This is a genomic window from Paenibacillus sp. YIM B09110, assembly GCF_037167145.1.
GTDB lineage: Bacteria > Bacillota > Bacilli > Paenibacillales > Paenibacillaceae > Pristimantibacillus.
The window spans coordinates 160,680-173,667 of record NZ_JBANSP010000011.1; the positions used below are offsets into that span (position 1 = coordinate 160,680).

15 protein-coding genes are annotated in these 12,988 nt (G+C 49.4%); all 15 read left to right on the plus strand.

Features of this window, described 5'->3' with window-relative positions:
- Positions 1-12: 12 nt before the first annotated feature.
- The 15 genes from spoIIIAF to V8F51_RS17895 all read left to right on the plus strand — a co-directional run bounded on the left by spoIIIAF (position 13) and on the right by V8F51_RS17895 (position 12,966).
- A complete protein-coding gene (gene spoIIIAF, locus V8F51_RS17825) occupies positions 13-753 on the plus strand; it encodes a stage III sporulation protein AF (protein ID WP_337101679.1) in 741 nt (246 codons plus the stop codon).
- Positions 754-797: 44 nt separating this feature from the next.
- Positions 798-1,430: a stage III sporulation protein AG gene (locus V8F51_RS17830; protein WP_337101680.1), complete on the plus strand. Its 633-nt coding sequence runs from the start codon at positions 798-800 to the stop codon at positions 1,428-1,430.
- 29 nt (positions 1,431-1,459) lie between these two features.
- Entirely contained in the window at positions 1,460-2,083 is a 624-nt protein-coding gene (locus tag V8F51_RS17835) for a SpoIIIAH-like family protein (protein ID WP_337101681.1), read from the plus strand.
- 250 nt (positions 2,084-2,333) lie between these two features.
- On the plus strand, positions 2,334-2,837 hold the full coding sequence (accB, locus tag V8F51_RS17840) for an acetyl-CoA carboxylase biotin carboxyl carrier protein (RefSeq protein WP_337101682.1): 504 nt from the start codon (positions 2,334-2,336) through the stop codon (positions 2,835-2,837).
- A 45-nt stretch (positions 2,838-2,882) separates the two neighbouring features.
- Positions 2,883-4,241, plus strand: coding sequence for an acetyl-CoA carboxylase biotin carboxylase subunit (accC, locus tag V8F51_RS17845; RefSeq protein ID WP_337101683.1), 1,359 nt, complete (start codon positions 2,883-2,885; stop codon positions 4,239-4,241).
- Between the two features lie 232 nt (positions 4,242-4,473).
- Positions 4,474-4,881 (plus strand): Asp23/Gls24 family envelope stress response protein, encoded by a 408-nt coding sequence (locus V8F51_RS17850; protein WP_337101684.1) that lies wholly within the window; start codon positions 4,474-4,476, stop codon positions 4,879-4,881.
- Between the two features lie 99 nt (positions 4,882-4,980).
- On the plus strand, positions 4,981-5,538 hold the full coding sequence (gene amaP, locus V8F51_RS17855; protein ID WP_337101685.1) for an alkaline shock response membrane anchor protein AmaP: 558 nt from the start codon (positions 4,981-4,983) through the stop codon (positions 5,536-5,538).
- A gap of 14 nt (positions 5,539-5,552) precedes the next feature.
- Entirely contained in the window at positions 5,553-5,786 is a 234-nt protein-coding gene (locus tag V8F51_RS17860; protein ID WP_337101686.1) for a DUF2273 domain-containing protein, read from the plus strand.
- Positions 5,787-6,163: 377 nt separating this feature from the next.
- Positions 6,164-6,607: a transcription antitermination factor NusB gene (nusB, locus tag V8F51_RS17865; protein ID WP_337101687.1), complete on the plus strand. Its 444-nt coding sequence runs from the start codon at positions 6,164-6,166 to the stop codon at positions 6,605-6,607.
- 63 nt (positions 6,608-6,670) lie between these two features.
- Positions 6,671-7,531, plus strand: a complete 861-nt coding sequence (gene folD, locus V8F51_RS17870) for a bifunctional methylenetetrahydrofolate dehydrogenase/methenyltetrahydrofolate cyclohydrolase FolD (RefSeq protein ID WP_337101688.1) — start codon at positions 6,671-6,673, stop codon at positions 7,529-7,531.
- An 8-nt stretch (positions 7,532-7,539) separates the two neighbouring features.
- Complete coding sequence (gene xseA, locus V8F51_RS17875; protein WP_337101689.1) at positions 7,540-8,922, plus strand: exodeoxyribonuclease VII large subunit; 1,383 nt, start codon at positions 7,540-7,542, stop codon at positions 8,920-8,922.
- Positions 8,894-9,148: an exodeoxyribonuclease VII small subunit gene (gene xseB, locus V8F51_RS17880; protein ID WP_337101690.1), complete on the plus strand. Its 255-nt coding sequence runs from the start codon at positions 8,894-8,896 to the stop codon at positions 9,146-9,148. Before xseA ends, xseB begins: the two co-directional genes overlap by 29 nt.
- A 2-nt stretch (positions 9,149-9,150) precedes the next feature.
- Positions 9,151-10,065 (plus strand): polyprenyl synthetase family protein, encoded by a 915-nt coding sequence (locus V8F51_RS17885; protein ID WP_337101691.1) that lies wholly within the window; start codon positions 9,151-9,153, stop codon positions 10,063-10,065.
- 160 nt (positions 10,066-10,225) lie between these two features.
- On the plus strand, positions 10,226-12,124 hold the full coding sequence (gene dxs / locus V8F51_RS17890) for a 1-deoxy-D-xylulose-5-phosphate synthase (protein WP_337101692.1): 1,899 nt from the start codon (positions 10,226-10,228) through the stop codon (positions 12,122-12,124).
- Between the two features lie 8 nt (positions 12,125-12,132).
- Positions 12,133-12,966: a TlyA family RNA methyltransferase gene (locus tag V8F51_RS17895; RefSeq protein ID WP_337101693.1), complete on the plus strand. Its 834-nt coding sequence runs from the start codon at positions 12,133-12,135 to the stop codon at positions 12,964-12,966.
- Positions 12,967-12,988 lie beyond the last annotated feature (22 nt).

Genomic DNA, 12,988 nt, shown 5'->3' on the forward strand with positions numbered 1-12,988 from the left:
AGCGAGCAGGCGATGGTTGCTTGGCTTAGCGATTGGCTTAGAGACATCATAGCGGTCATCCTAATCGCCGTTTTCGTTGAACTGCTGTTGCCAAACAAAGCGATGCTGCGGTATGTGCGGCTCGTTGTCGGACTTTTTATTTTGCTGACGATTATGTCTCCGATTATGAAGGTGCTGCAGACGGATATGAACTCGATGCTGGATGAAGGGCTCTCTGCTTGGACGCAATCAGCAGCCGAACAAAGCTTGAACATGCAGGGGTTGAACGATATTAATCAGAATGCGCGGAAGCTTACCGAGAAACGTGATCAAGAAGCGGCTAAGCTGACCGAAATCACGTTGGAAAACACGATTAAGAGTGAACTGGTAAAGCAGTTGAATGCTCCTGTTTCAGAAGTTGATGCGGAACTGAGTTGGGTTTCGGATGCAGGCGTTCGAACGCCTCGTCTGGACAAAGTAACGGTTTCCTTAGAGGCTGCAACAAAAGAGAAAGACGCCGCGAAGGCAGGAGATGAGGATTCGAACTCTGTCAAGGAGGTGCAGGCGATTGCGATAGACATCCATATAGAGAACGACATTGGAGCTGACGGGGAGAAGGAAGATCACACGGCACCGGCCTCTCGTATTTCGGAGGAAGAAGGCTGGACATCGGCTGCTCCTGCTGAGGAGCAAGCGATACGAGGCTTGCTGGCGGAAGGTTGGGGAATAGCGGCTAGAGCTATTATCGTAAGACAGCGAGTTAATGAGCAGTAATATTGACCCCCTGGACATAGAAGCGAATGAGGAGGAACAGCGCGGTGGCCAAATGGCTGGAAGGCATAGAATCGGCGGTCGGCGGCGGCCCAAGCGGCCCGAAGCGAGTGAAGACGCTGCGAATATTGCTGATCGTCGGCGGAATTGGAGCGGCGCTGATGATCTTGAATTCATTTCTGACGTTTAACAGGGTCGATCCGCAGACGCCGGATGCGAATCCGCCGCCCCAAGAAGAAGCAGCTTGGAGCAACGGAGCCTCCTCGATCGATTCCAAGTTTGGCGCTATCGAGCAGCCGCTTGAAATTCGGCTGAAAGATATCTTGGAGAAAATCGTCGGGGTGGGAACGGTCAATGTTCTCGTAACGATTGATGCAACTGAAGAGATTGTTGTTGGTCGCAACGAGCAGGAATCGCAGCAAATCCAAGATGAGAACGATAAGAACGGCGGACGAAGACATATTACTTCCATCAATAAGGACGGGCAAGTCGTTCTCTACGAGGTATCCGGCGACCAGAAACCAATTATTACGAAGACGATTAACCCGCGCATTCGCGGCATTCTTATCGTAGCTGAGGGTGCGGAGAACGAGACGGTGAGGAAGCTCATCATTCATGCCGTAGAAAAAGGCGTGAGCGTGTCCGTTAACCGCATATCCGTAGTGCCTAGCAAGCGTTAAAAAATTGATCAGTTGGGGAGGGTGTTCTCATGAACACAAAAAGACAAACGGTGTGGCTCGTTTCGATGTTAAGTTTAATGGTGGTATTGTCGGCGTATTATTTATTCACGCAAGACGTTGAATCGCCTGATCTCGTAACGGACAACACGCAAACGGAGCAAGTCGGCAAAAACGCAACCGAGGTATCGACAGACGGAAACGCACTGGTCATTGACGATGTGCAACAGCCTTCGGATGACTCGCTGTTAACGGATGCGGAGAAGGCAGCTCTTGAGCAGGTGGAAAAACAAGGCTACACGGACGGCGGTATCTTCAGCGAGCTTGCTGCCAAGCAGGATCAACAGAAGCTGGATGAGACAGATAAGGCATATGCAGCTATTGGGAATGTTGCCACTAACCCGGATGAAGGCGTAGCGGCTGCAAGTCAGCTGGATAGCGTAGAACTTAAATACGCGAAGATTTCTGAATTGCAGGAAGAGCTGCAGAAGCAATACGAAATGGTTATTATCGATGAAGAGAACGACAAGTATAACGTTGTCGTGTCAAGCGAGAAGCTGGAGCGCAGCGAAGCGGCCGCCATCATGGAGCTCGTGATGACGAAGCTGGAGTTGAAGGCCGATCAAATCTCGGTACAATACGAGCCGCAGGCATAATTGAATAAGCGCTTGAAATGATGTTAGCCCCGCGCTTCGAACGGCCAAATTGCCGTCGGAGAACGGGGCATTTGTGTCTTGCAGGATCGCTAAATAAAGGCTTGTCAGAAAAAATGATTCGTGTTCAGGAAGGTTTATGATATAATGTTTAACGTTATGTGAACATTGGGAACGTGTGGCAACAATAAGCCGTAGAGGCTGGCGAATTATCGCTGCTTGCTACCCGCAAACTTAAGGAGTGAATCTATTCATGTTCAAATTGAGCGAGATTAAAGAATTGATCAAACTGGTTGATCAAACTTCCGTTCATGAGCTGGAAATTGAAAACGAAGGGGCGCGCCTGCTAATCCGCAAGCCTGGCAAAACAGAAGTGGTGAATGTGCAAGCGGCTCCAAGTACGTATACATATGCGCAATTGCCGCCGCAAGGCATTCAGCAGCCTGCAGCTCAAGCCGCAGCCCCGGCAGCCGTTCCAGCACAGGAAGCAGCGCCAAGCAAACCTATTACTGACAACCTTCACAAGATCGTGTCGCCTATGGTCGGTACTTTCTACAGCTCCCCGTCACCGGATGCAGCCGTATTCGTGAACGTAGGAGATCGCGTGCAAGATAAGAGCATCGTCTGCATTATCGAAGCGATGAAGCTGATGAATGAGCTTGAAGCAGAAGTGAAAGGCGAGATCGTAGAGGTGCTCGTAACGAACGGTCAGCTAGTCGAGTATGGACAACCGCTGTTCCTTGTTAAACCGGAATAAGCTGTAATACCTTATAGGGAAACTGTTGTTGAAAGGGGTTCCTTTGTGAAATTCCAAAAAATATTAATCGCAAATCGCGGCGAAATCGCCGTTCGAATCATCCGGGCTTGCAGAGAGCTCGGAATAAGCACGGTTGCCGTCTACTCAGAAGCGGATCGCGATTCGCTACACGTTCGTTTGGCTGACGAAGCTTATTGCATCGGGCCGACAGCGTCGAAGGATAGCTACTTGAACCTAACAAATATTATGAGCGTGGCAACCATTACGGAATGTGATGCGATTCACCCGGGTTACGGCTTCTTGGCTGAAAACGCCGACTTCGCTGAAATCTGCGAATCATGCAACATTACGTTCATTGGACCTTCACCGCAAGCCATTAGCAAGATGGGCGACAAAGCGGTTGCCAAGCTGACAATGAAAACAGCTGACGTGCCGATTATTCCTGGCTCGGACGGCTTGATCGAGAACATGGATGAAGCGATTACGATTGCGCGTGAAATCGGCTATCCGGTTATCATCAAAGCGACAGCCGGCGGCGGAGGCAAAGGCATTCGTATTGCGGAGAATGAGGAATCGCTTATTCAGCAAATTACGACTGCCCAGCAAGAAGCACAGAAAGCGTTCGGCAATGCCGGCGTATATCTAGAGAAATATTTGACGGGCATGAAGCACGTTGAGATTCAGATTATGGCGGATAAGCACGGCAATGCCGTCCACTTGTTCGAACGTGATTGCTCCGTGCAGCGCAGACGTCAGAAGCTTGTAGAAGAAGCGCCTTGCTCGGTGCTCTCGGAAGGCTTGCGCGAGAGAATGGGGATGGCCGCAGTCCGCGCCGCGCTAGCCGTTAATTATTCCGGCGCAGGCACGCTCGAGTTCCTGCTTGGTACAGACGACAACTTCTACTTCATGGAGATGAACACTCGTATCCAGGTTGAGCATCCCGTTACGGAAATGATCACGAACGTTGATTTAATAAAGGAAATGATCTCGGTTGCAGAGGGCAACCCGCTCAGCTTCAGTCAAGAGGATCTGCATATTAACGGCTGGTCGATCGAGTGCCGTATCAATGCGGAAGATTCCGAGCGGAACTTCATGCCGTCGCCGGGCAACATTCCGTTTTATCTGCCTCCAGGCGGAGCGGGCGTTCGGATTGACAGCGCCGTATATCCTGGCTACACGATTTCGCCGCATTATGATTCTATGATTGCGAAGCTGATCGTGTGGGGATCGACGCGTGAAGAAGCAATTGCGAGAATGAAACGGGCATTATCCGAGTTTGCCATTGACGGCATTCGCACGACGATTCCTTTCCATCTGAAGCTGCTGAATCATCCGAAGTTTGTCAAAGGCGACTTTGATATCAAGTTCCTTGAAGAGCATGATATTAATTCCCCAGAGGCCTAAACTTTTTCTGAAAATATAAGACTTTATAAGCTTTATACTTATACTAAGCTTATATTTTTCCGGAATGAAACGCGTCCGCCTCCAGAAGACGGTGCTAACCGTTTCACCTTACTTGTGAACAAGTCGTTACGTTTGTCATAAAACGAAGCGAATGTTATAGTATAGAAATAAGATGCGGTCAAATGCTCGGCTTTACCGGGTACGCGCAACTTTAGGGAGGTGTACAACCATCATGAGTATTATTGCTGCTGAATATGAGAAAACGGATATTGGCACGATTCAAATTGCACCAGAGGTTATTGAGGTTGTTGCAGGACTTGCGACGATTGAGGTTGAAGGCGTTGCGGGAATGAGCGGTGGACTTGCAGGCGGTATCGCCGAATTGCTTGGCCGCAAAAACTTGTCCAAAGGTGTAAAGGTTGAAGTAGGCCAGCGCGAGGCAGCTGTCGATGTGTCCATTATCGTTGAATACGGCAATCGTATTCCGGAGATCGCTTCGGAAATTCAACGTAATGTGAAACGTTCGATCGAGATGATGACAGGTCTGCACGTCGTTGAAGTGAACGTACATATTCACGATGTACATTTCAAACAGGCGGAAAAACCGGTTGAAGAAGATCAGCAACAACGCGTAAAATAGTAATTTTTTTAATTGAATTCCGTACAACCCCCTCGTGTATGGGCATGCCGCTCGGCGCAAGGGGGTTTTCATTCGGTTTGGCGGGAGGAGTCGGTGCGCATGGTCAAAGTCATGGACAAGCTGCTTCTATTTCTGTACAGCATCGTGGTTGGATTAATTTCCGTCATCCTGCTGTGCGTTGGATTCGGCGCTGTAACAAGAGATTCAATGAACGATTTCATCTCCGATCTATACCGTTACGATTCGCTTCAAATTACAACGGCAGTACTCGGGATCGTTTTATTCGTATTAAGCTTGCGATTTTTTGTCGTATCGGTTAAACGAGGCTCTGCGCTACCTCCATCTATTGATCAACGTACGGAGTTTGGCGATATTCGCATCTCGCTCGAAACGATTGAGAATCTGTCGCTTAAGGCCGCTTCACGTCATCGCGGGGTGAAGGATTTGCGCTCCCGCATACGTGCGACGGATGCAGGTCTTGACATTGTTCTAAGAGCAGTCGTTGACGGGGAAAGCTCGATTCCGACATTAACAGAAGACATACAACGTTCCGTTAAGGAGCATATTGAAGAAATAGCCGGTATCCCGGTTATGAATGTGGCTGTATACGTCGCTAATGTCATTCAATCCGGCACGTTCAAGAGTCGCGTGGAATAGAGGTGGGCTTCCAAGTGGTATGGAAACAATTGTGGGCAGCCTATTGGAAACGGATAATCGGTGCGGCAACAGGATTGTTATTGGGCATTATATATTTAATAAGCGGCTTCTGGGATATGCTCGTTGTCGGGTTTCTCGTATCGATCGGATATTGGATTGGCAAGCACAAAGAATCAAGCGATGGACCTTTATTGCCTTGGCAGAAGCTTTGGGATTCGCTACTTGACAGATTCCGGCCGTACAGATGATCCTGTGGTCTCCTCCTTACTCCGCAAACCGGACCAATGCTCGTTTACGGGCAGGGAGGAGATCATAGGTTTTTTCAAATTTAGGAGTATAAGTTTCATTCTTATACTTACGCCTAAATTTCATCGCGAAACGTTAGCTTTTGCCGCCAAAGGAAGGCACAGAACCGAGCTGCGAGAAGTCGCAGCTAACGGTTCGTGCGTAGCGACAGCCGTTTGCGCTTGACGTATAGGAAAGTATATGAGTTTGCTCATACTTTCTCTATACGTTTCGACGAAACGCTGGCGTCTATAAAAAGGACGTCGTAAGTCGTTTCTTCTTAGATTCTAGATAGTCATGTTAGAAATTAAATCGGCATTTAAGCTGCCGCGGAGGTCATATGAAACGAAGATTAGCAAGAGAGTTAGCAGTGTCCAGCCTATACCAACTGGAAATGAATGAAGTAACAGCCTCAGACGCCATTGACATGCTGATGGACGAGCTGCGTCAAGAAAATGAGATCGGCGCAAATCCGTCTGAAGTGGGAAGCACCGATGAATTCGTCCGCGAGCTTGTATTCGGCGTTGTTGAACGGAAGCAGGCAATCGACGGCATGCTCCAGCAATTTTTGACGGGATGGCAAGTGGACAGGCTGTCACGTGTTGACCGTCAGGTACTGCGCGTAGCGTGCTACGAAATGGTATTCCGCGACGATGTGCCTCCTAAAGCGGCTATCAACGAAGCGATTGAGCTGGCGAAGCACTTCGGCACGGAAGAATCGGGCAAGTTCGTCAATGGCGTGCTTGGCAAGCTTCTATCCGAACTGGACGAGCTTAAGTCTTAGTTGCCTGACAGCAGTTTAACGAATGATTGAGTACTCTAATGACATTTGAAGGGGACGAATGCAATGAGCGCACATATTATTGAAGGCAAAAAAATATCGGATCTTATCCGTTCGGAAATGGTCGTAGAAGCGGCTACCCTTAAGGAAAAAGGTATCGTTCCTGGGTTAGCCGTTGTTTTGGTTGGAGAAGATCCGGCTTCGAAAGTATATGTCGGTTCGAAGGAGAAGGCTTGTCAGCAGCTCGGGTTTTATTCCGAGGTTCATCGACTGCCGGCAGATACGAGCGAAGCTGATCTGCTCGCGGTGATCGACAAGCTTAATAATCAGGAGTCGATTAATGGTATTCTCGTGCAGCTTCCGCTGCCGAAGCATATTAATGAGAAAGCTGTAATTGATTCGATTCGCGTCGAAAAAGACGTTGACGGCTTCCATCCCGAGAGCGTAGGCAATCTCGTAATTGGCGATGATAGCTTGCTTCCATGTACTCCTGCTGGCGTTATCGAGCTTATTAAGCGCAGCGGCGTCGATATTGCGGGCAAGCATGCCGTTGTCATCGGTCGAAGCAATATTGTAGGCAAGCCGGTAGCGATGCTTCTTCTTCGCGAGAATGCAACCGTTACGGTATGCCATTCGAAAACAGCGAACATGGAAGAGCTGGCGAAGCAAGCGGACATTTTGGTAGTGGCCATCGGCAAAGCAAAGGCAATCGACAGCAAGTTTGTGAAACCGGGCGCCATTGTTATTGATGTCGGCATTAACCGCTTAGCTGACGGCAAGCTGGCTGGCGATGTTGATTATGATGATTGCCTGGAGACTGCAGGATACATAACGCCGGTTCCCGGCGGAGTTGGCCCTATGACGATTACAATGCTCATGCAAAATACGATTACTTCAGCTAAGCGAGCTAATGGAATCGGGGAGTGAACAGAACAGTGGCGAATCAGCCTCGTGTCTACTCCGTTAAAGAATTAAATCGTTATATCCGGATGAAAATGGATTCGGATACGCTGTTAAGCGATGTATGGCTTAGAGGCGAAATTTCGAATTTCACGCATCATTCAAGCGGTCATATGTACTTCACGCTTAAAGATAGCGACAGCAGACTTAAGTCTGTCATGTTCGCTTCGCATAATCAGCGTCTGCCGTTCATCCCTCGTGAAGGCTCGAAGGTGTTAGCACGAGGCAATGTATCCGTCTATGAACGGGACGGCAACTATCAATTTTATGTCACTGCGATGCAGCCAGATGGCATCGGCAGCCTATATCTCGCTTACGAGCAGTTGAAAGCGAAGCTGGAAGGGGAAGGCTTGTTCGCGGAATCGCGCAAACGGGCGCTTCCTCTCCTGCCGCGTGCGATAGGAGTCATTACTTCGCCTACCGGTGCTGCTGTACGCGATATTATCACAACGCTGGAACGAAGATTTCCTTCTATTCCGGTATACATATATCCAGTTCTTGTTCAAGGTACGCAGGCTGCGCCTTCAATTGTGAAAGCGATAGAAGCAATGAATCGTTTCGGCGAGACGGACGTATTAATTATTGGCCGTGGCGGCGGGTCGTTAGAGGAGCTGTGGGCGTTCAATGAAGAGAGCGTTGCCCGCAGCATTGCCTCTTCTCGAATCCCCGTCATAAGTGCAGTCGGACATGAGACGGATTTCACGATAGCCGACTTTGTTGCCGATCTGCGAGCTGCGACGCCTACTGCTGCGGCTGAACTGGCTGTGCCTCACGTGGCAGAGCTCAAGCAGCAGCTCGTTCGGAAGCAGCAACGTATGGAACAGGCGATGCGTTATGCTTTGCAGGAACGAAGAGAGAGATTGGCGCGAGCGCGGCGTTCTCCTTTTTTTGTTCATCCTAAGAAATATATGCTGGATCAAGCACAGCGGCTGGATCGTCTGCGGGAAAGGCTTGAAGCTCGTATGAAGCGCATAACAGATCGAGGTCATACGCGACTTGCGAGGCAACAGACAGCGCTTGCAGCATATCATCCTGGTGAACGGTTTGCATTCGCAGCTAAGCAGTTGCAGAGCGTTTCCAAAGGGCTGGAACAAGCGATGGCGGCTTATGTTAAGGACAACAAGATGCAGCTATATAATATGATGAAGCAATTAGACGCTTTAAGTCCCCTTAAAGTGATGTCGAGAGGCTATAGTCTCGTGTATGACGAGAATGAACGGAAGCTGATCAAATCGATAAGCGATGTGGAGACAGGAGCCCTGATTAAAGTAAAGCTAGCTGACGGTCAGTTGGACTGTGAAGTTAGGTCGACGGAAGGAGAACGAAGCAGTGAAAGCAGCGAAAAACGAGGAAATTAGCTTCGAACAGGCGATGGAACGGCTGGAATCAATCGTAGCTAAGCTTGAGAATGGCGATGTTCCGTTAGAAGCGGCTATTGAGTTGTTCCAAGAAGGGATGAAGCTGTCGCAGCTTTGCGGTGGCAAGCTTGAACAGGTCGAAAGCAAGATCGAACTGCTAATGGAGTCGGAGCAGGGCTTTCAGAAAAAATCGTTTGCGCCTTCAAACGACGATAAAGGAGAATAAGCTTGAGTCAGAGAGACGGAATTAAAGCCTATTTGGCACAATGCGCTTCAGAGACAGAAGCTGCGCTGACGCATTCGCTTCCCGCTCAGTGGGATGTGCCGCAAAAGCTTCGCGATGCGATGCAATATTCGCTGGAAGCGGGCGGCAAACGTCTTCGTCCGGCACTCGTACTCGCTGCGGCGGAAGCCGCTGGCGGCGATGGCGCGAAGCGTGAACAGACGATGCCTGTTGCAAGCGCGATTGAATTTATTCATACGTATTCGCTCATTCATGATGATCTGCCAGCGATGGATAATGATGATTTCCGCCGCGGCAAGCCGACGAACCACAAAGTGTTCGGAGAAGCGATGGCGATTCTTGCCGGCGATGCACTTCTGACCCATGCTTTCTATTTGGTTACGCAAGCGGCTAATGAAGGCGGAGTATCTGCCGATATTGCGCTTGCCATCGTTGGAGATTTGGCGAGACTTGCCGGAGCGCCAGGCATGGTCGGCGGTCAAGTAGCCGATATGCTCGGTGAGCAAGGGATTACGTCAATTAGTGAGCTTGAGTATATCCACCTTCATAAGACGAGCGATTTGATCGTATTCTGTGTCACGGCAGGCGGGCGTATCGGCGGTGCAACGCCGAAGCAGCTTGAGCTTCTATCGGTTTATGGCCGGAACATCGGATTGGCCTTCCAAATTCAAGATGATATTCTTGATTTGATTGGCGACGAAAAGAAGCTTGGCAAGAAAACGAACAGCGATGTTGCGCAGAACAAGGTAACCTATCCGTTTCTAATCGGAATGGAAGAGAGCAAGGCGCAAGTCGAGCGACTCACGCAAGCAGCGAAGTCAGCCATACTTGAAGCGGAGTTTGCTTCACCAGACCGATTGCTCGAAATAGCCGATTATCTTGTGCAGCGCGACCACTAATCGCGGGTTCAAGTATTGTTAGTATTGGGAAATACTTTTACTGTATGTTAAACTGTACAGTATACGCATCGAACGGGGCTCCCATTCGAGCTTGCTAGTATTCAGATGTAGACGTTCATGGGACAGTAACTCTGCTGTCCGCGAAAGCGAGGAAAGTAAATTGCTGCTTGACCATATTAACGGGCCTCAAGATTTGAAAGCTTTGTCAGTGTCGCAGCTTAATGAGCTGGCGAGCGATATACGGCAATTTCTAATTGAGAAGCTATCCGTTACGGGTGGTCATCTCGCTCCCAATTTGGGAGTCGTTGAACTGACCCTTGCCATGCATTATTTATTTAATAGTCCAGAAGATAAGTTTATTTATGATGTCGGACATCAATCCTATGTCCACAAAATATTGACCGGACGCAAAGATCAATTCGATACGTTGCGGAAGTACAAGGGCTTGTGCGGCTTCGTAAAGCGCGCGGAGAGCGAGCATGACGTATGGGAAGCCGGGCATAGCAGCACGTCATTGTCAGCTGCAATGGGTATGGCGCTTGCCCGCGATCTGAAGGGCGAGGACAACCGCGTCGTTGCTGTTATCGGCGATGGTGCGTTAACAGGCGGCATGGCGCTAGAGGCGATCAACCATATCGGACATGAGAAGAAAAAAATGATCGTTATTTTGAATGATAACGAGATGTCTATTGCGCCGAATGTCGGAGCGCTTCATCACTACTTGGGCAAAATCCGGACGGATCGGCATTACCAGAAAGCTAAGGATGAGCTTCAACAACTGCTTAACAAAATTCCTGCAATCGGCGGAAAACTGGCTAAGACAGCGGAGCGATTCAAGGACAGCTTGAAATATTTGCTCGTTAGCGGTATTTTGTTCGAGCAATTCGGATTAACCTATTTGGGTCCTGTCGACGGTCATGACATGGAACAGATGCTCGATATACTGCGTCAAGCAGATAATATCCAAGGCCCTGTGCTTGTTCATGTTCTTACTGTGAAAGGCAAAGGTTACTCCCCTGCGGAAGCCGATTCGTTCAAGTGGCATGGCATTACGCCTTATAAGATTGAATCGGGTCAAGTCATGAAGGCAGTTGGACCTCCGGTCTATACGGATGTGTTCAGCGATATGATTATTGAGCTTGCCGAGAAGGATGAGCGAATTGTTGCCGTTACACCGGCTATGCCAGGCGGTTCGGGGCTGTTGCGCTTTGCGAGTCAATTCCCGACACGCATGATCGACGTCGGTATTGCCGAGCAGCATGCCGCTACGATGTGCGCAGCAATAGCTATGGAAGGTCTTAAGCCGGTATATGCTGTCTATTCGACGTTTTTACAGCGGGCATACGATCAGGTTGTTCATGATATTTGCCGCCAAAACCTTAACGTTATCTTTGCGATTGACCGTGCCGGCTTCGTAGGCCCGGATGGCGAAACGCATCATGGCGTATACGACATTGCGTTCTTGAGGCATGTGCCGAATTTGGTGCTTATGATGCCTAAGGATGAGAATGAGCTCAGACGTATGCTTGTCACTGCAGTTGAGTATAATGATGGGCCGATAGCTGTGCGCTATCCTCGCATTAATGGCGTAGGCGTAACTCTTGATCCTAATCCGCAGCCGCTTGAGATCGGCAAGTGGGAGACGGTTAGAGAAGGCGATTCAGGTGTCATTATAGCGCTTGGACCGATGATTCAAGTAGCTGAAGAAGCTGCTGAATTGTTGAAGCGCGAAGGCCATAACATACAGATTGTGAATGCTCGCTTCATTAAGCCTCTCGACGAGCAGATGTTATTGAATCTTGCTGCCGAAGGCAAGCAAATGATCGTGCTGGAGGAAGGCTCAGAGATGGGCGGACTAGGCAGCGCTGTGCTTGAATTCTATTCACTGAATAGCAAGTATGGCTTGCCAATCCGAATTATCGGTGTGCCTGACCGTTTTATTGAGCATGGTTCCATTAAGGAGCAGCGTGAGGAAGTTGGACTTACGGCTGAGCGCGTTGCTACGGAGTTCAAAGAAATGATGCCGCGTCGCATCAAGCGTGTAACAGGAAAGCATTAAGGAGAACGATGACAACGATAGCGAAAGAACGTATAGATGTCCTGCTCGTGGAGCGCGGTTTTTTTGAAAGCAGGGAGAAGGCCAAAGCAGCGTTGATGGCCGGGCTCGTACTCGTTAACGACGAGCCAATTGATAAGAGCGGCATGAAAGTGGCCCGCGATGCAGACATTAAGGTGAAAGGCGCTATTCATCCTTATGTAAGTCGCGGGGGCTTGAAGCTCGAGAAAGCGATCAAAGCGTTCGAAATTGAGTTGAACGGCCGGGTTATGCTCGATATAGGTGCTTCTACCGGAGGGTTCACGGATTGCGCACTCCAGAATGGAGTATCTTACGTGTACGCGATTGATGTAGGTTACAATCAGTTAGATTGGTCGCTGCGGCAAGATGAGCGAGTAGGGGTCATGGAAAGAACAAACTTCCGGTATATGCAACCGGCAGACTTGGTTGGACCGCAGCCATCCTTCGCAACCATAGATGTTTCCTTTATATCGCTTAAGCTTATATTGCCAACGCTAGCGACGCTTCTGTCCCCTGGTGCTGGAATTGTCGCCTTAATTAAGCCGCAGTTCGAAGCAGGCAGGGAGAAAGTCGGCAAGTCCGGTGTTGTTCGCGAGCCCGGCGTTCATAAGGAAGTCATTCATAACGTATTAAACATGGCGGCAGAACTCGGATATACACTGCAGAACATTACTTTCTCACCGATTACGGGCGGCGAAGGAAATATCGAATTTCTTGCTTATTGGCTCTGGAGCGGCGAGTCTGGGGCTGTTGTGCCGGCGTCGCTTGACGTGGAGGGTCTTGTTGCACAAGCGAATTCAACATTCTCCAGCGGCAAAAAATAAAAGCATTCAGGAAGGATGCCAA